Genomic DNA, 18,212 nt, shown 5'->3' on the forward strand with positions numbered 1-18,212 from the left:
ACCAGCGACTTCTCGATATGCGATACCCGGGACGTTCGTATCGCGAGATTTTTCCCCCACGGAGTTGGTGCGCCGGTGCGGCGGATGGTCTGCTCCTCGCATGCACCGCATCGCCCCCGCCGCACACCGCACCGCGCAGACCTCCCTGCGCGGCCTGATGTGCACCGCGGCGATGCCGGCCCCGCGAATGTGCGGTCGCTGACCGCCCAGCTCCCCGCCGTCGTCCACCGCTGACGACGACCAGGCCCGTCGCGCGCTGATGGCCGCGGCCTGCCGCTCTCCCCCTGTGCTTCTCCCTCTTCGTCGCGCCACGGCGAGGCTCGTCGTCGTGCGCCCCTGCCCGGAAGGACCCCTGTCATGACCCTGCGCCCCACCCTGCTCGCCGCCGGCGCTGCCGCCTCCGTCCTGGCGCTGGCCGCCTGCTCCGGCGAGGCCGCTGCCACCTCGGCCGGGACCTCCGACGACCCGATCCGCGTCGGTGTCGTCTCCGCCGGCGAGGACTACTGGGACACGTTCGCCGAGGCCGCCGCGGCCGAGGGGATCGAGGTCGAGATCGTGAACTTCTCCGACTACCAGCTGCCCAACCAGGGGCTGTCGGACGGCGACCTGGACCTCAACCAGTTCCAGCACCTGCAGTTCCTCGCCGGCTACAACGCCGCCCGCGGCGAGGACCTCACGCCGATCGGGGCGACCGCCGTCTACCCGCTGGGGCTCTACTCGACCGCCCACGCGAGCCTCGAGGAGATCCCCGCGGGCGGCCAGGTCGCCATCCCCAACGACGAGACCAACCAGGCCCGCGCGCTGCTCGTGCTGCAGGACGCCGGTCTGGTCACCCTGCGCGACGGCGGGAGCTCGTTCTCCACCCCGGCGGACGTCATCGCGGAGGAGTCCCGGGTGACCGTCACGCCGGTCGACGCCGCGCAGACCGCGATCGCGCTGGCCGACGTCGACGCCTCGATCATCAACAACGACTTCGTGGGCGACGCGGGTCTGACCGAGGACGACGCGATCTTCACCGACGACCCGGACTCCGCCGCGGCCGCGCCGTACATCAACGTCTGGGTGGCGCGCTCCGCCGACGCCGAGGACGAGACGCTGCAGCAGCTCGTGGACATCTACCACTCGCCCGAGGTCGAGGCCGGCGTGCTGGAGGCCTCCGGCGGGACCGGCGTCGTCAAGGACAACGACGCCGCCGACCTGCAGGCGATCCTCGACGGCATCGAGACCGACCTCGCCGGCCGCTGACATGAGCCACCCCCTCCTCAGCTTCCACGACGTGGTCAAGGAGTTCCCCGCCCGCGGCCGGGGACGCCGCCGCGACGCACCGGTCCGTGCCGTGGACGGCGTCACCCTCGACATCGACGCCGGCGAGATCTTCGGCGTCATCGGCTACTCCGGGGCCGGCAAGTCCACCCTCGTGCGGCTCGTCAACGCCCTGGAGACGACGACGGCGGGATCCGTCGTCGTCGACGGCACCGACCTGACAGGTCTGTCGGAGGCGCAGCTGCGGCCGGTCCGGGCCGGGATCGGCATGATCTTCCAGCAGTTCAACCTGCTGGCCTCCCGGACCGTCGCCGGGAACGTCGCCTACCCCCTGGAGGTCGCCGGGTGGCCGCGCGCCGACCGGGACGCGCGGGTGCGCGAGCTGCTCGACTTCGTGGGCATCGGCGACAAGGCCGACGTCCACCCGGCGCGGCTGTCCGGCGGGCAGAAGCAGCGCGTCGGCATCGCGCGGGCGCTGGCCACCAGCCCCCGGCTCCTGCTCGCCGACGAGGCCACCAGCGCGCTCGACCCGGAGACGACGGCGGACGTGCTCGCCCTGCTGCAGCGCGTCAACCGCGAGCTCGGCATCACGGTCGTGGTCATCACCCACGAGATGGAGGTCGTGCGCTCGATCTGCCACCGGGTCGCCGTCATGGAGGCCGGTCGCGTGGTCGAGCTGGGCGACGCCTACCGGGTGTTCAGCGCACCGCAGCACCCGGTCACGCGGCGGTTCGTCGCCTCGGCCCTGCGGGACGTGCCGTCACCGGCCGTGCTGGACCGGCTGCGGGAACGGCACCCGGGACGGGTCGTCACCGTCCGGATCGACGAGGTGGCAGGGGCGTCCGCGCAGGTCACCCGCGTCCTGGCCGAGCACGGCGTGGACGGCACGGTCATCTACGGCGGCATCACCGAGGTCGCCGAGCGTCCCTACGGCTCGCTCACGCTCGAGCTCGTCGGCCACGACACCGCGGTGCACGCCGCGCTGGACGGGCTGCGTGCCGCTACGACCGTCGTCGACCACGGCACCGCCGCCCGACCCGCGGCCGAGGGGAGCGACCGATGAGCCCGGACCTCGTGCCCCTGCTGGGGCAGGCGTTCGGCGAGACCGTCTTCATGGTGCTGATCACCCTGGCCGTGGGCGGCGTCTGCGGCCTGGCGCTCGGCCTGGGGCTGTACCTGACCCGCCCCGGCAACCTGTTGGAGCACCGCGGCCTGTTCGCCGTGCTGAACGTCGCCGTCAACGTCGTGCGACCGATCCCGTTCATCATCTTCCTCGTGGCGCTCGGCCCCGTGACCCGCGCCGTGGTCGGGACGACGATCGGGACCGGGGCGTTCACCTTCGCGATGTGCGTCATGGCGTCGTTCGTGTTCGCCCGGCTCGTGGAGCAGAACCTCGTCTCGATCGACCCCGGCGTCATCGAGGCGGCCCGGGCCATGGGCGCCTCGCCGCTGCGGATCGTGCGCACCGTCGTCGTGCCCGAGGCGCTGTCCCCGCTGATCCTCGGCTACACCTTCCTGTTCGTCGGGGTGCTCGACATGTCGGCCATCGCCGGCTACCTCGGCGCGGGCGGGCTGGGCGACTTCGCCATCGTGTACGGCTACCGGCAGTACGACTGGGCGCTGACGGCCCTGGTCGTGGTGATCATCATCGTCATCGTCCAGCTCGTGCAGTGGCTGGGGAACTCCCTGGCGCGGCGCGCGCTGCGGCGCTGAGGCGGGTCGAGGTGCGCCCCGGGGCGGCGCCGGACGGACGGGTGCCGGGCGGGATGTTCGTGTCGCCCCCGACGTCTACAGTGGCTGGCGTGACGACCGCTCTGTACCGCCGCTACCGGCCCGAGACCTTTGCCGAGGTCATCGGCCAGGACCACGTCACCGCGCCCCTGCGGCAGGCGCTGCGGACCGGTCGTGCCAACCACGCCTACCTGTTCTCGGGACCGCGCGGCTGCGGCAAGACGACGTCGGCCCGTATCCTCGCGCGCACGCTCAACTGCCACCGGAACACCCCCGAGAAGCCGCTGGACACCCCGTGCGGCGAGTGCCCCTCGTGCGTCGAGCTGGCCCGTGGCGGTCCCGGCTCGCTGGACGTCGTCGAGATCGACGCCGCCAGCCACAACGGCGTCGACGACGCCCGCGACCTGCGCGAGCGCGCCACCTTCGCCCCGGCCCGCGACCGGTACAAGATCTTCGTGCTGGACGAGGCGCACATGGTGACCTCGCACGGCTTCAACGCGCTGCTCAAGATCGTCGAGGAGCCGCCGGAGCACATCAAGTTCGTCTTCGCGACGACGGAGCCGGACAAGGTCATCGGCACGATCCGCTCGCGCACCCACCACTACCCGTTCCGGCTGGTCCCGCCGGACGTGCTCGGTCCCTACCTCGAGCAGCTCTGCGCCGCCGAGGGGATCGAGCTCGGTGCCGGTGTGGTCCCGCTGGTCACCCGCGCCGGCGGAGGATCGGTGCGTGACACGCTTTCCGTGCTGGACCAGCTCATCGCCGGCTCGTCCGGCACCGTGGAGTACGACCTCGCGGTCAGCCTGCTCGGGTTCACCCACGGCACCCTGCTCGACGACGTCGTCGACGCCATCGCCGCCCGCGACGGGGCCTCGATCTTCCGCGTCATCGACCACGTCATCGCCACCGGTCACGAGCCCCGCCGCTTCGTGGAGGACGTCCTCGAACGCCTGCGCGACCTCATCGTCATCGCGGTCTCCGGCGAGGCCGCCGACGCCGTGCTGCGCGACCTGCCCGCCGACCAGCTCGAGCGGATGCGCCACCAGGCCGCCAACCTCGGCTTCTCGGAGCTCTCCCGCGCCGCCGACCTCGTCAACACCGCCCTGACCGAGATGACCGGGGCGACCTCGCCCCGGCTGCACCTCGAGCTGCTGTGCGCCCGTCTGCTACGGCCGGGCGCCGACGACGGTACGGAGGGGCTCGCGGCTCGTCTGGACCGTCTCGAGCGGGGTGCGGTGGCCGCGGGACCGGTCGGTGCGGTGCCCGGCACGACGACGCCACCGGCCGTGGCGGCCGAGCCGGCGGAGGAGCCGACCGCGCCTGCGGGGCTGTCCGGTGCAGCCGCCGCCCGCGCCGCGCTGGCCCGGAGCCGCCGCACCGTGGCGGAGGTCAGCGCCCCCGAGCCCGTCCCGGAACCGACCGAGCCGTCGCCGCGGGAGGCGGCGCCTGCTCAGGTTCCCGCACCGGCGCCGGTCGAGGCGACGCCCGGGGCGGACGACGCGCCCACGGAGGCGCGCGAGACCACCGAGCCGGTGGCGACCGAGCCGCCCGCACCGGCCGAGCCGGTCGGTACGGAGCCGTCCGAGCCCGGATCCACCACGGAGCCCGAAGCCCCGGTGACGGACCGGGTGGACGCGGCGGAGCCGCCCGTCGGGGTCTCCGCCACCGAGGAGCGCGCGACCACCGCACCGCCCGCCGCCCGCCCGCAGGAACAGCCCGCCGCGCCGGCACCGTCCGCGGAGCCGACGGGGACGACGGCCGAGGACCTGCGGCGCCGGTGGGAGGAGATCGTCGCCAACCTCGCCAGCCCGGTGACCCGGGCGCTGGTCGAGCAGAACGCGCAGATCGGCTCGCTGGCGGGTGACCGGCTCCGGCTCAGCTTCCAGACCGAGGGACTGGCCCGGAACTTCTCCCAGCCGCGGCACCTGGAGGCGTTCGCCGAAGCCGTCTACCAGACCCTGGGCCTGCGTGCGCAGATCGACGTCACCGTCGGGGCGCCCGGACCCGCGTCGGCGCCGGGCGAACAGCCCGCGGTGGAGTCCGGACCGTCGCGGTCGCAGGAGGCCCCGGAGTCGGACGGGCCCGCCCCCCAGGGAGCCGACGGCGGTGCGCCGTCGGCCCCGTCCCAGGTCTCGGCGGCCACGACGGGCCGCACCGGGGTCGCCGTCGCCGAACGGGTGGCCGATCCGGTCGACAGCGCGCCGCACCCCGACGGACCCGCGCACGACCGCGCCGACGACGCGGCGGCGGACGCCGCCCGGGCCGCGGACGACGCCTGGCTCGCCGGGGCGTCCGCCGCGACGTCGCAGAGCGCGGCGTCGGCCGCGTCGGCCGCGCCGTCCGGCGGTGCGCCGGCCCGGCCGGATCCGGACGAGGCCGTCGCCGCAGCCCCGACGGTGTCGTGGTCGCACGACACCTCCGCGTCCACCGGGACGCCGGCACCGGTCGGGCCGTCGGCGGACCCGTGGCCGCACCGGATGCGCTCCGCCGCCGCGACGGCCGCGCCGGCACCCGAGCGGTCCCCGGCGACGCCGGCCACGGCGCCGGACGAGGACGACACCTCCGACACGGACGCCGAGCTGGTCTCCTCCGGTCTCGTCGGCGTGCCGCTCGTCGTCAAGATGCTGGACGGCAAGATCATCGACGAGACGGCGGACGAGGCGTGACCGCGGCGGCCACCACCCTGCACATCGTGGCGGCCGTCATCGTCCGCCACGGCCGGTGGCTCCTCGTGCGCAAGCAGCGCACCGGGACGTTCATCCAGGTGGGCGGCAAGATCGAGGCCGGCGAGTCCCCGCGCGACGCGCTCCTGCGCGAGTGCGCCGAGGAGATCGGCCTGGACGCCGCCCCGCCGCGCGTGCGGGCCCTCGGGCAGCACCATGCCACGGCCGCGAACGAGCCCGACCACGTCGTCGACGCGCACGTCTTCGAGGTCGAGCTGCCGACGGGTTTCGAGCCCCGGGCGCTCGCGGAGCTCGCCGAGCTGCGCTGGGTCGACCCGCACGACCCCGTCACCCCGTTCCCCGTCGCCCCGCTGTCGCAGGAGCTGATGTCCCGGTTCGGTGCCGGGCGGCCCCGGACGACGCCGGGGTAGCCCGCCGGAGCCTCGGCCTCGACCTGCGACAGTGGTTCCGTGACGACGACGCACCACCTGCTGCCCCGCGCGACCCCCGTGTCCCAGGGGGTCGACCCCGAGTCCCTGCGGCGCCTCGTCGCGGCTCTCGACCAGGTCCGTGACGTCCACAGCCTGATGGTGCTGCGGCACGGTCACGTGGTCGCCGAGGCGTGGTGGGATCCCTTCGCCCCGGGCGATCCGCACCGGACGTTCTCGGTCTCCAAGTCGGTCACCGCCACGGCGGTCGGGATGGCCGTGCACGAGGGGCTGCTCGGCACCGGTGACCGGGTGGTCGACCTGCTGCCGGAGGACGCCCCCGCGGACCCGCCGGAGCATCTGGCGGCGATGACCGTGCGCGACCTGCTGACCATGACTAGCGGTCACGGCACCGACACCATGAACTTCACCCTGCGGAACCCGCACCGACCCGGGTCGGGCTGGGCACGGGACATCCTGGCCTCCCCGATGGTCCACGCGCCGGGGACCCGGTTCGTGTACGACACGGGGGCCACGTACCTGCTGTCCGCGATCCTGCACCGGCTCACCGGGCAGCGGCTGCTCGACTGGCTGACCCCCCGCCTGTTCGAGCCGCTGGGCATCGCCGGCGCGACCTGGGAGCAGAGCCCGCAGGGGATCGACGTCGGCGGGTACGGGCTCGCCGTCACCACGGAGGACCTCGCGGCGCTCGGGCAGCTCTGGCTCCGGCGGGGCCGCTGGGGCGGCCGGCAGCTCGTCCCGGCGTCCTGGGTCGACGAGATGACCGCCGCGCAGGTGGACAACGGCCCGGACGAGAAGCCCGACTGGGAGCAGGGCTACGGGTACCAGTTCTGGCGGTGCCGGCACGGTGCGTACCGGGCCGACGGCGCGTTCGGCCAGTTCGTCGTCGTCTGGCCGGAGCACGACGCCGTGGTGGTGCTGACCAGCGGGACCACCGAGACCGCGGCCGAGCTGGACGCGATCTGGGACACGCTCGGCCGCGCCTTCGACCGGGTGCCGGAGCTCGGCTCCCCGCAGCCCGCGGATGCCACGTCGTTCGCCCCGGACGACCTGGCGGTCCTCACGCCGTCAGGCTGGGAGCACGGCGTGCTCGAGGACGTGGTGCGCGGCTGCTGGTTCGTGCTGGACCCGGAGGACGACGCGGAGGCCGCGCCGTCCGACACCCCGTTGCCCTGGCACGCGATCTCGGTGGACCGCGTCGACGGTGACCTGGCGTTCCGGTGGGTCGGTGCGCCGGGCGGCGCCGAGCACACGGTGCGGTGCGGTCTCGGGCGGTGGGTCACCGGCCGTGCCGAGCTGGACCACGGTGAGCGGGTCGCCGTCGCCGGGGCCGCCGCCTGGACGGGGGGTCACGAGCTGACCCTCCGCATGATCCGGTGCGGCACGCCCTTCACCCTCGAGGTCCGGCTCTCGTTCGGGGGTGACGCCGCAGGGCACCGGGTCGAGGTGGCCGCCGACCAGCCGGTGTCGTTCGGCCGGACCGCTCTGCTGCGTGCGACGGGGGTCGGAGCGCGACGGGAGCCGCCGCGCCAGGTGTGACGGCGGGCGGCGCGTCCGGCGCGAGCGGGTCCGGCGGACGGGGCGAGGAGTCCCGTGCGGTCGGGCCGTTGGTCCCTACCGTCCCGACGGCGGGCGGGGTTGGCTGGTCGCAGCAGGGCTCAGTGACCACGTGACCGCCCCGGGGGCGCACCATGACGACACCGGACGCCGGACCCCCGCGAACCCCGCGGCCCCCCGGCACCGCCGACCACCGTCCACGGGCCCTGCGCCGCTGGGTGGCGGCGCATCCGCTGGCCGCCTTCGTCGTGCTCGCCTACGGGATCTCGTGGACCCTGTGGGTGCCCCTGGTCGCCGGCCTCGGCGGACCCGCGGCCCAGGCCCTGCTGCTCGTGGGAGGGCTCGGGCCGGCGGCCTCCGCGCTGATCGTGCTCCGCGGCACCGGGGCGCCCGTCCGTCCGTGGGCGCGGCAGATCGTCCGGTGGCGCGTCCCGCTGCGGTACTACCTCTACGCGCTCGGCCTGCCGCCGCTGCTCCTCGCGATCGTGAACGTCGAGCTCGCCCTGGTCGGTCAGGAGATCGACCTCGCGCTGCTCGGCGAGCGGCTGCCCGCCTACCTCGGGACGTTCCTGCTCGTGGCCACCGTCGGCGGTGGGTTCGAGGAGCCCGGCTGGCGAGGGTTCGCCCTGCCCCGGCTCCAGGACCGCTTCGCCCCGCTGGCCGCCACCTGCCTCCTCGCGGTGGTCTGGGGAGTCTGGCACCTCCCGTTGTACGGGCTCGGGTTCGTCGGTCCGATGGTGTTCGCGTTCTTCTACACCTGGCTCTACAACCGCACCGGCAGCGTCCTGCTGTGCATCCTGCTGCACGGGAGCTTCACCCCGGCGCTCGACCACCTCGTGCTCCGCGCGGACAACCTCGCGGTGGACGTCGCCATCGGGGCCACCCTCGTGACCGCCGCGGTCGTGCTCGTCCTCGTGACCAGGGGTCGCCTCGGGTTCGACGCGGCGCGGAACCGCGCCCACCGGGCAGCCTGAGCGGCCGGCCCGCCCCTCAGTCGCTCCCGTGGCCGGAGGCCCGCAGGGCGTCGAGCCAGCGGTCCAGGACGGCCACCGAGTCGGGCACGAACGCGAGCTCGTCCACCATCTCGACCAGGCGCCGGGGGGAGACCCACCGGCCCCAGGCCACCTCCTCCGGCTGCCACCGCACGGGGCCGTCGTAGGTGCAGGTGAACAGGAACGCGCGGTATCGCGTGTGCGCGTCGGCGTAGTCCCGCTCGCCGAGCCGCAGCAGGGGGACCCCCTGGACGCCGAGCTCCTCGGCGACCTCGCGGCGTGCGGACTGCAACGGGGACTCGCCGGCCCGCAGCACCCCGCCGGCGCAGAAGTCGTAGCGGCCGGGGTAGACGTCCTTGGTGTCCGTGCGGCGGTGCACGTAGACCTCGCCGGCGGCGTTGCGGACGACGACGGCCGTCGCCGCGTGGCGCAGGTTCTCGGCCCGCACGCGACGACGCGACGCGGTGCCGCACGGTGCACCGGTGTCATCGAAGAGGGCGACGAGCTCGTCCCTCGTGTCCTCGCTCATCCCTCGCATCATGCCGGAGAAGTCCCCGCCGCGCCGTAGGCTGGGCGCGTGTACGAAGGTGCGGTCCAGGACCTGATCGACGAGCTCGGCCGGCTTCCCGGTGTCGGGCCCAAGAGCGCGCAGCGCATCGCGTTCCATCTGCTCGCCACCGACGCCGCGAACGTGCGGCGGCTGGTGGACGCCCTGACGGAGGTCAAGGCGCGGGTGCAGTTCTGCGAGACCTGCGGGAACGTCGCGGAGTCGGCGACCTGCCGGGTGTGCGCGGACCCGCGGCGCAGCGACGAGGTGATCTGCGTCGTCGAGGAGCCGAAGGACGTCGTGGCGATCGAGCGCACGCGGGAGTTCCGCGGCAAGTACCACGTGCTCGGCGGCGCCATCAATCCGCTGGAGAACGTCGGACCGGACGACCTGCGGATCAGCGAGCTCATGGCGCGACTGGCCGACGGCACCGTCACCGAGGTCATCATCGCGACCGACCCGAACGTCGAGGGCGAGGCCACCGCGACCTACCTCTCCCGCCTCATCGGGCCGATGGGGGTGACGGTGTCCCGGCTCGCTTCCGGGCTGCCGGTCGGCGGGGACCTGGAGTACGCCGACGAGGTCACCCTCGGCCGTGCGTTCGAGGGACGGCGCGTCGTCGGCGGCTGAACCGGGGCCCGTCGACCTCGCGGGCACGTCTGGCGCCCGGGCGGCCTGTCGGTGGAGACTGGGACGGAGCACGACGGTCCGTCGGCCCGACCGGCCGGCGGCAGGCACCACAGGACGGATGAGCACCGTGTCAGAGATCGCTGCAGACTCCGAGCTCCGCGAGGTCGCCGACCAGATGTCGACGCAGGCGCGGACGTTCCTGTCCACGGCGTCGCAGGTCGCCTCCGGCGGGTTCCCGGGGGCCGAGCTGTCCCTGCTGATCCTGGCCACCTCCGACCTGCTGGCCGCGGGCGCCCGCCTGGCCGCCATCGTCGACGTCGTGCCGCCGCAGCGGTTCGAGCCCGACGCGGGCCGCGAGACCGACGTCGACCCCCTCCGCACGGCCCTGGGCCAGATGTTCGACGGGTTCGACGACTACGTCGAGGTCGTCGACCCGGTGCTGGGCCGGGAGCTCGGCCCGGCGTCGCTGTCCGGCGACCTGGCGTGCGTCGCCGAGGAGATCGCCAAGGGGCTGCAGCACTTCGACGACGGGCATGAGCTCGAGGGCCTGTGGTGGTGGCAGTTCTCCTACCTGTCCAGCTGGGGTGAGCGCGCCTCGTCGGCGCTGCGTCTGCTGCAGTCGGTGCTGGCGCACCTGCGCCTCGACGTGGAGGCCGACGTGGCCGCCGAGGCGGAGTACGACGCCCTGCACTCCTGATCGCGCGCGGCCCGGACCGCGCGTCGCGAGCGGTCGCCGCGTGCGAGGATTCCGGACGTGCCCGACCTCGACCCCACCACCGTCGCCCTGCTCGTCCTGGCCGGACTGACCGCCGGCTGGGTCGACGCCGTCGTCGGCGGCGGGGGACTCATCCAGCTCCCGGCGCTGCTGCTCGTGCCGGGGATGTCGCCGGTGCAGGCGCTGGCGACCAACAAGCTCGGCTCGATCATGGGCACCTCGGTCAGCTCGATCACCTACTACCGGCGTGTGGGGCCGGACCTGACCACGGCCGGGCCGATGGCCGCGGCCGCGCTGGCCGGCGCCGTCGGGGGAGCCGCGCTGGCCACGCAGATCCCCGCCGAGCTGTTCACGCCGATCATCCTGGTGGTCCTGATCGGTGTGGCGGTCTTCACCCTCGCCCGGCCACAGCTCGGCCGGTACGACAACCTGCGCTGGGAGGGCAACCGGCACCGCTGGACCGCCGCCGGCATCGGCCTCGTCATCGGCGCGTACGACGGGCTGCTCGGTCCGGGCACCGGCACCTTCCTGGTCATCTCCCTGGTGAGCATCCTCGGGTACGCGTTCCTGCCGGCCTCGGCGCTCGCGAAGATCGTGAACTTCGCCACCAACCTGGGTGCCCTGATCTTCTTCGTGCCCGCCGGGGCCGTCGTGTGGAGCCTGGGGCTGGCGATCGGCGTCGCGAACCTCGTCGGCGGGTACGTCGGGGCCCGGATGGCGGTGTCGAAGGGCAGCAGGTTCGTCCGTGCGGTGTTCGTCGTCGTGGTCGGCGCGCTCATCTGCACGCTCGGGTACGACGTCGTCACCGCCGCGGCGTAGGGACGCCCGGGACGGGCCCCGATCCGCCCGGATGTGACACCTGGCACACCGCTCCTCACGTGGGGTCGCTACGATGGACCGCGCACACACAAGGGACCGGCGGACCGTTGAGAGAGACGGAGGCCGGCGACAGAAAGGTTGTATGCATGGCACTGGTCGTGCAGAAGTACGGCGGGTCGTCCGTCTCGGACGCCCGCTCGATCAAGCGCGTGGCCAAGCGCATCGCCGAGGCCAGGCGCGCCGGCAACGACGTGGTCGTCGTGGTGAGCGCCATGGGCGACACCACCGACGAGCTCCTCGATCTCGCCGCCGACATCAGTCCCCGACCGCCGCAGCGCGAGATGGACATCCTGCTCACCGCCGGTGAGCGGATCTCGATGTCGCTCCTCGCCATGGCGATCGACAAGCTCGGGGTCAAGGCGAAGTCCTTCACCGGCCAGCAGGCCGGTCTCCTCACCGACGCGGTCCACGGCAAGGCCCGCATCGTCGACGTCGTCCCGCACCGCATCCGCCAGACCCTCGAGAAGGGCCAGGTCGCGATCGTCGCGGGGTTCCAGGGCGTCAACCGCGGCAACAACGACGTCACCACCCTGGGTCGTGGCGGTTCCGACACGACGGCGGTCGCACTGGCCGCCGGTCTCGACGCCGACGTCTGCGAGATCTACACCGACGTCGACGGCATCTTCACCGCGGACCCCCGCATCGCGCCGGGCGCTCGCAAGATCGACAAGGTCACCTACGAAGAGATGCTCGAGCTCGCCGCCTCCGGCGCCAAGGTGCTGGCGCTGCGCGCCGTCGAGTACGCCCGCCGCTACGGCGTGCCGGTGCACGTGCGCAGCTCGTTCTCGGGCAAGCCCGGCACCCTCGTCAAGGGCACCCACGGAGACCTCATCGACCCGAACGCCAGCTCCGAGGAGCAGGAGGAAGCCCCCATGGAAGACCCGATCATCTCCGGCGTCGCGCACGACCGCAGCGAGGCCAAGATCACCATCGTCGGCGTGCCCGACACCCTGGGCCAGGCGGCCCGCATCTTCGAGGTCGTGGCCGCGGCCGGCACGAACATCGACATGATCGTGCAGAACGTCTCCGCCGCCGACACCGGCCGGACCGACATCTCCTTCACGCTCCCGCACGCCGACGTCCGCTCGACGACGGCGGCGCTCAACGCCGTGAAGTCCGAGCTGAAGTTCATCGACCTGCAGATCGACGACGAGATCGGCAAGGTCTCGCTCGTGGGCGCCGGCATGAAGTCGCACCCCGGCATCTCCGCGCGCCTGTTCGGGGCGCTGCGCGACGCCGGCATCAACATCGAGATGATCTCCACCTCCGAGATCCGCATCTCGGTCGTCACCCGCGCGGACAGCCTCGACGACGCCGTGCGCGCCATCCACACCGCGTTCGAGCTGGACTCCGACGAGGGCGAGGCCGTCGTCTACGCCGGGACGGGGCGGTGAGCCACGTGGCACAGATCAACTCCACCGGAGTCAACGTCGCCGTCGTCGGTGCGACCGGTCAGGTCGGCGCCGTGATGCGCAAGCTGCTCGCCGAGCGGGCCTTCCCGATCAAGGAGCTGCGGCTGTTCGCCTCGGCGCGGTCGGCCGGGTCGACGATCACCTACGAGGGCGTCGACGTCACCGTCGAGGACACGGCGGCCACGGCCACCGACGACCTCGCCGACATCGACATCGCCCTGTTCTCCGCGGGCGGCGGCACCTCCCGCGAGCACGCCCCGCGCTTCGCCGAGGCGGGGGCCGTGGTCATCGACAACTCGTCCGCCTGGCGGCTCGACCCCGAGGTCCCGCTGGTGGTCTCCGAGGTCAACCCCGAGGCGATCAGCGAGGCCTCGAAGGGCATCATCGCCAACCCGAACTGCACCACGATGGCCGCGATGCCGGTGCTGAAGCCGCTGACGGCCGAGGCCGGGCTGGAGCGTCTGCGCGTCGCCACGTACCAGGCGGTGTCCGGGTCCGGGCTGGGCGGCGTGAAGGAGCTCGCCGACCAGGCGCGCGCCGCGACCGCCGGTGACCTCGAGGGCCTGACGCACGACGGCGGCGCCGTCGAGTTCCCGACGCCGGAGAAGTACGTCGCGCCGATCGCCTTCGACGTGGTGGCGATGGCCGGTGCGATCGTCGACGACGGCTCCGAGGAGACGGACGAGGAGCAGAAGCTCCGCAACGAGTCCCGCAAGATCCTCGGCCTGCCGGACCTCGCCGTCGCGGGGACCTGCGTGCGCGTGCCGGTCTTCACGGGTCACTCGCTGGCGATCCACGCCGAGTTCGGCTCGGCCATCACCCCCGACCGGGCGCGCGAGCTGCTGGCCGACGCCCCGGGCGTGGAGCTCACCGAGGTCCCGACGCCGCTCGGCGCGGCGGGTGCCGACCCGTCGTTCGTCGGCCGCATCCGCACCGACCAGTCCGTCCCGGACGGTCGCGGGCTGGTGCTGTTCGTCGCGAACGACAACCTGCGCAAGGGTGCGGCGCTCAACGCGATCCAGATCGGCGAGCTCGTCGCGGCCGACATCGCCGAGCTGGCGACGTACGACGCGGCGGAGGCCGCGGAGTCGGTGGCCGCCGACGCCTGACCGCCGGTCAGGGCACCTGATCGCGAGTCAGGAGGTCTGGCCGCGAGTCAGGCTGCCGAGGTCGTGCACGAAGGGGCCCGGGGAGAGCGAGACGCTCCCCCCGGGCCCCTCGTCGTGTCAGCCCGGCGCACGGCGCCCGACGGCGGGAGCCACGACCACGATCGCCGCCGCGGCGAGCACGTGCCAGGCCACGTGGCCCCACGGTTCGACGAAGCCGATCAGCGCTCCGACGCCGAGCACGACGAGGGCGGTGAGCAGCCGGGGTCGCAGCACCGGGCGGGCGACGGCACGCAGCAGGATCGCCACGACCGCGACGACCGACGCCGTCCCCTGCGCGACGATGGACGCCGCCGGTGACACGGCGGCCAGGACCGCGTCGGCGAGCGTCGGGACCAGCCACCACCACGTGCGCAGCCGTCGACCGGTCAGGTCCGCGACGGCGTCCGCGGCCACGAGGGCGTAGGCGCCCAGCAGCGGGGGGTCGTGGACGACCGGGTTCCAGGCGGGAGCCGGACCGTGCTGGACCACGGAACCCAGCCCGATACCGACGGCGAGGATCCCGAGGGCGACTCGGGTGCGCGCGGCGGACGGCGCCTCCGCACCGTCGCCCGGCCGGCGCCGTCGGGCCACGATCCACAGGCCCGCGGCGACGAAGGCCAGGCTCGACCACGTGTTCGCCGCGTCCATGCCACCAGCCTCGCCCCCCGGGAACCTCTCCGCTCACGGGGAGGCCTGCCGGACCTCCACCCCGGCCGGGTGAGAACCGTCGCGGACACCTGCGCCACGAGAGCGCGCGTGGCACCATCGGAGTGACGTCCCGCCTGGCGAAGGGAGGGGCCATGGACGGCCCCGTCGTGGAGGTGAGCCACCTCCGGAAGACCTACGGCGACAAGGTCGCGGTGGACGACGTGTCGTTCTCGGTCCGCCCCGGGGAGATCTTCGGCATCCTCGGGCCCAACGGTGCCGGCAAGACCACCGCCGTCGAGACCATCGCCGGGATGCGGCGGGCCGACGGCGGCACCACCCGGGTGCTCGGCCACGACACCCAGCGCGACCCCGGTGCGGTGCGGGACAGGCTCGGCATCCAGCTCCAGGAGGCGACCCTCCACGACCGCATCACCGTCGGCGAGGCCGTCCGGCTCTTCGCCGCGTTCTACCCGCGTCCCGCCGACCCGGCCGACCTGCTCGCGCTGCTCGACCTGACCGAGCACGCGGACAAGCAGTTCCGCAACCTGTCCGGGGGGCAGAAGCAGCGGTTGTCGATCGCCCTCGCGCTGGTGGGCAACCCGGAGGTGGCCATCCTCGACGAGCTGACCACGGGCCTCGACCCGCAGGCCCGGCGGTCCACGTGGGACCTCGTCGACCGGGTCCGGGCGACGGGCGTGACGATCCTGCTCGTCACCCACTTCATGGACGAGGCCGAGCGGCTCTGCGACCGCCTGGTCGTCATCGACGCGGGACGGGTCGTGGCCGAGGGGACCCCGCGCGGGCTCATCGACGGCCTCCAGGCCGACCGCACCGTCGTCGTCCGCTTCGCCGAGGGCACCGCCGCCCCCGCCCGGGCGGTCCTCGACCGACTCACCGAGACCCACCCCGACGTCCACGGCGTCGCGCCCGGGAGCGACGGCGAGGTCGCCGTCACCGGCTCGCGACGGGTGCTGTTCGCCGTCATGCCGGCGCTCGCCGAGGCGGACCTCGTGCCGGACGACATCCGCACCGTGACCAGGACCCTCGAGGACGTGTTCCTCGCCGTCACCGGGCGGACGTACGCCGAGCAGGACGACGAGGACGAACCCGCGCTCGCCACGGAGGGGGACCGGTCATGACCGCCACCGCGACCGAGCGACGCCGGCTGACCGGGACGTCCGGGTGGCGCGGGTTCGGGCGTCTGCTGCAGACCGAGTTCCTCGTGTGGTTCCGCGACCTCGCGTCCCCGTTCTTCGGGGTGGTGTTCCCGACGGTGGTGCTGGTCGGCGTCGGGTTCCTCATCCCGGGCATGCGGGACCCGATCCAGGGCGCCCCGCCGGGGTCCGTCTGGTACCAGGTCACGCCCATCGCCACCTACGTGCCGACGATCCTGGCGATGGCGGTCGGCACCGCGGCGCTCACCGTCATGCCGGTCACCCTCGCCACGTACCGCGAGAAGGGGGTGCTGCGGCGGCTCTCGACCACACCGATGCGCCCGCAGGGCATCGTCGCGGCGCACCTGGTGATCAACGCGGTCACGACCTCCGTCGGCGTCGTGCTCGCCCTCGTCGTCGCGGCCGTGGCCTTCGACGTGCCGGCGCCCACGCAGCCGGCGGTCCTCGTGCTCGCGTTCGTGCTGGGCCTGGCCGTGATGCTGTCCCTGGGCATGGTGGTCGCGGCGCTCGCCCCCCGGGCGTCCGCGGCCAACGGCATCGCGATGTCCATCTACTTCCCGATGCTGCTGCTCGCCGGGGTGTGGACGCCGGGGCCGGCGATGCCCGACCTGATCCAGGAGATCGGGCAGTTCAGCCCGCTCGGTGCGGCCTCGCAGGCGTTGTCCGCCGGGTGGTTCGGCGACGGCTTCCCGACGTTGCAGGTGGTCGTCATGGTGGTGTGGACGGCGCTGCTGCTGCCGCTCGCCGTCCGCCTCTTCCGCTGGACGTGAGCCGTCCCGGCCGCCTCGCGGACGGGCCCCCGGGCCCGCGAGCGGTCGGCCCGCACGCGGCATAGCCTCGGGTCATGAAGCCGTTCCTGCTGCTGGCGACGCGGGCCGAGGACGTCGCCGCCGACGGCGAGTACGCGGCGATGTGCCGGTACGGCAGGCTCCACCCGGCGCAGCTCCACCGGGTGCGGCTCGAGGCCGGGCCGATGCCGTCCGTCGACCTGGACGCCTACTCGGGGATCATCGTCGGGGGCGGACCGTTCAACTCCTCCGACCCGGACGACCAGAAGTCCGAGGTCCAGCACCGCGTCGAGCGCGAGATGGCCGACCTGCTCGAGGAGGTCGTGGACCGCGACTTCCCGTTCCTGGGGGCGTGCTACGGGGTCGGCACCCTGGGCACGTTCGCCGGGGGAGTGGTGGACCGGCACTACGGCGAGGACGTCGGCATCGTCACCGTCGAGCTCACCCGCGAGGGCGCCGAGGATCCCCTGCTGGAGGGGGTGCCGCCGGCGTTCGCGGCGTTCGCCGGGCACAAGGAGGCGATGCGCGAGCTGCCGCCCGGAGCGGTGCGTCTGGCGTTCTCCCCGTGGGCACCGGTGCAGATGTTCCGGCTGCGCGAGAACCTCTACGCCACGCAGTTCCACCCCGAGCTGGACCTGGCCGGCCTCACCGACCGGGTGCGGGTGTACCGCCACCACGGCTACTTCGACCCGGAGGAGGCGGGCGCAGTGATCGCGCGGGCCTCGGCACGACCGGTCACCGAGCCGATGCGCATCCTGCGCAACTTCGTGACCCGGTACGCGCGCGACTGACGGCCTCCGACGTCGCCGCCTCGCGGAGCCGCGCGGGGATAGGGTCGGCGCATGCCGATCCCCGATCATGTCGCCGCCCTGCGGGCCCGCGTCGGTACCGACCTGCTGTGGCTGCCCGGGGTCAGCGCCGTCGTGCGCGACGGCGACCACCGGCTCCTGCTGGGCCGCCGCGCCGACACGGCGCGGTGGGCGATCCCCAGCGGGATCCTCGACCCGGGCGAGCAGCCCGCCGCCGGGATCGTGCGCGAGGTCCTCGAGGAGACCGCCGTGGTGATCGAGGTCGTCGGGATCGTGGGTGTGTTCAGCACGCCGGTGGTGACGTACCCGAACGGTGACCGCTCCGCGTACCTGGACACCCTGTTCCGCGCCCGGCCGGTGTCGCCCGAGGCCGCCCGGGCCGCCCGGGTCGCGGACGACGAGTCCCTGGAGGTCGGGTGGTTCGCCGGCCACGAGCTGCCCGCCGACCTGGCGGACTCCACCCGCGAACGGCTCGAGCACGAGCGGGAGTTCCTCGCGGCGCCGGACGACGCGGCGCTGTTCGTCCGCCCCTGAGCCCGGATCGTGGACGGCGCTGGACGCGGCGGGACGGCGCGCGTACTGTCGTGGCCGTGGACATCCGTTGGTATTGGCGCTTTACGCCGGCTCCGCTGGGAGCTCGGCGGGCTCGCGCCTGACCGACACCTTCCACCGGAGCCAGCACAGGGCCTGGGACGCGCACCGCGTCCGGGCCCTTCGTCGTCGGACGGGCCTCCGGTCGGGATCGGAACGCGTGCGGCGACACCGCCGCCCCGCCGACACCGACCGCACCACCAGGAGCCCCGCGA

The 18,212-nt window shown here is 73.7% G+C and carries 18 protein-coding genes; 16 read left to right on the top strand and 2 right to left on the bottom strand.

All coding sequences use genetic code 11. The features are described from left to right. Positions 1–357 precede the first annotated feature (357 nt). The 7 genes from Q6350_RS12245 (at position 358) to Q6350_RS12275 (ending at position 8,637) form a co-directional block, all read left to right on the top strand. Positions 358–1,245 carry a MetQ/NlpA family ABC transporter substrate-binding protein gene (locus Q6350_RS12245; RefSeq protein ID WP_305066307.1) on the top strand — a complete coding sequence of 296 codons (888 nt, stop codon included), beginning with the start codon at positions 358–360 and terminating at the stop codon, positions 1,243–1,245. 1 nt (position 1,246) lies between these two features. Next, the gene (locus Q6350_RS12250; RefSeq protein WP_305066308.1) at positions 1,247–2,326 is read left to right on the top strand and encodes a methionine ABC transporter ATP-binding protein; all 1,080 of its coding nucleotides are present in this window, start codon (positions 1,247–1,249) and stop codon (positions 2,324–2,326) included. Next, entirely contained in the window at positions 2,323–2,976 is a 654-nt protein-coding gene (locus Q6350_RS12255) for a methionine ABC transporter permease (RefSeq protein ID WP_304607470.1), read from the top strand. The genes Q6350_RS12250 and Q6350_RS12255 overlap by 4 nt, the downstream gene beginning before the upstream one ends. Positions 2,977–3,065: 89 nt before the next feature. Then, the gene (locus tag Q6350_RS12260; RefSeq protein ID WP_305066310.1) at positions 3,066–5,660 is read left to right on the top strand and encodes a DNA polymerase III subunit gamma and tau; all 2,595 of its coding nucleotides are present in this window, start codon (positions 3,066–3,068) and stop codon (positions 5,658–5,660) included. Then, on the top strand, positions 5,657–6,088 hold the full coding sequence (locus Q6350_RS12265) for an NUDIX domain-containing protein (RefSeq protein ID WP_304604534.1): 432 nt from the start codon (positions 5,657–5,659) through the stop codon (positions 6,086–6,088). Before Q6350_RS12260 ends, Q6350_RS12265 begins: the two co-directional genes overlap by 4 nt. A gap of 39 nt (positions 6,089–6,127) precedes the next feature. Beyond that, complete coding sequence (locus tag Q6350_RS12270; RefSeq protein WP_305066311.1) at positions 6,128–7,645, top strand: serine hydrolase; 1,518 nt, start codon at positions 6,128–6,130, stop codon at positions 7,643–7,645. Between the two features lie 152 nt (positions 7,646–7,797). Continuing rightward, positions 7,798–8,637, top strand: a complete 840-nt coding sequence (locus tag Q6350_RS12275) for a CPBP family intramembrane glutamic endopeptidase (RefSeq protein WP_305066312.1) — start codon at positions 7,798–7,800, stop codon at positions 8,635–8,637. Between the two features lie 16 nt (positions 8,638–8,653). On the opposite strand, the gene Q6350_RS12280 is transcribed toward Q6350_RS12275, so the two are convergent. Then, a complete protein-coding gene (locus tag Q6350_RS12280; RefSeq protein WP_304607474.1) occupies positions 8,654–9,184 on the bottom strand; it encodes an NUDIX hydrolase in 531 nt (176 codons plus the stop codon). A gap of 48 nt (positions 9,185–9,232) precedes the next feature. Between Q6350_RS12280 and recR the strand changes: the two genes are divergently transcribed. The 5 genes from recR (at position 9,233) to Q6350_RS12305 (ending at position 13,947) form a co-directional block, all read left to right on the top strand. Continuing rightward, complete coding sequence (recR, locus tag Q6350_RS12285) at positions 9,233–9,832, top strand: recombination mediator RecR (RefSeq protein WP_305066314.1); 600 nt, start codon at positions 9,233–9,235, stop codon at positions 9,830–9,832. A gap of 118 nt (positions 9,833–9,950) precedes the next feature. After that, positions 9,951–10,529, top strand: coding sequence for a DUF5063 domain-containing protein (locus tag Q6350_RS12290; protein WP_171245646.1), 579 nt, complete (start codon positions 9,951–9,953; stop codon positions 10,527–10,529). A gap of 57 nt (positions 10,530–10,586) precedes the next feature. Further along, positions 10,587–11,366, top strand: coding sequence for a TSUP family transporter (locus Q6350_RS12295; RefSeq protein ID WP_304604530.1), 780 nt, complete (start codon positions 10,587–10,589; stop codon positions 11,364–11,366). A 146-nt stretch (positions 11,367–11,512) separates the two neighbouring features. Beyond that, positions 11,513–12,820 (top strand): aspartate kinase, encoded by a 1,308-nt coding sequence (locus Q6350_RS12300; RefSeq protein ID WP_304604529.1) that lies wholly within the window; start codon positions 11,513–11,515, stop codon positions 12,818–12,820. 5 nt (positions 12,821–12,825) lie between these two features. Beyond that, positions 12,826–13,947: an aspartate-semialdehyde dehydrogenase gene (locus tag Q6350_RS12305; protein WP_304604624.1), complete on the top strand. Its 1,122-nt coding sequence runs from the start codon at positions 12,826–12,828 to the stop codon at positions 13,945–13,947. A 117-nt stretch (positions 13,948–14,064) separates the two neighbouring features. Here Q6350_RS12305 and Q6350_RS12310 read toward each other — a convergent pair whose 3' ends face one another. After that, the gene (locus Q6350_RS12310; RefSeq protein ID WP_304604528.1) at positions 14,065–14,634 is read right to left on the bottom strand and encodes a hypothetical protein; all 570 of its coding nucleotides are present in this window, start codon (positions 14,632–14,634) and stop codon (positions 14,065–14,067) included. Positions 14,635–14,786: 152 nt separating this feature from the next. On the opposite strand from Q6350_RS12310, the gene Q6350_RS12315 reads away from it, so the two are divergent. The 4 genes from Q6350_RS12315 (at position 14,787) to Q6350_RS12330 (ending at position 17,940) form a co-directional block, all read left to right on the top strand. Then, positions 14,787–15,773 (top strand): ABC transporter ATP-binding protein, encoded by a 987-nt coding sequence (locus Q6350_RS12315; protein WP_304604527.1) that lies wholly within the window; start codon positions 14,787–14,789, stop codon positions 15,771–15,773. Continuing rightward, positions 15,770–16,579 carry an ABC transporter permease gene (locus Q6350_RS12320; RefSeq protein ID WP_305066316.1) on the top strand — a complete coding sequence of 270 codons (810 nt, stop codon included), beginning with the start codon at positions 15,770–15,772 and terminating at the stop codon, positions 16,577–16,579. The genes Q6350_RS12315 and Q6350_RS12320 overlap by 4 nt, the downstream gene beginning before the upstream one ends. A 74-nt stretch (positions 16,580–16,653) precedes the next feature. Further along, positions 16,654–17,388, top strand: coding sequence for a glutamine amidotransferase (locus tag Q6350_RS12325; RefSeq protein WP_304604525.1), 735 nt, complete (start codon positions 16,654–16,656; stop codon positions 17,386–17,388). Positions 17,389–17,439: 51 nt separating this feature from the next. Then, a complete protein-coding gene (locus tag Q6350_RS12330; RefSeq protein WP_305066317.1) occupies positions 17,440–17,940 on the top strand; it encodes an NUDIX domain-containing protein in 501 nt (166 codons plus the stop codon). The last annotated feature ends 272 nt before the right edge of the window (positions 17,941–18,212 follow it).

The organism is Isoptericola sp. b515 (genome assembly GCF_030588125.1).
Lineage (GTDB): Bacteria > Actinomycetota > Actinomycetes > Actinomycetales > Cellulomonadaceae > Isoptericola > Isoptericola sediminis.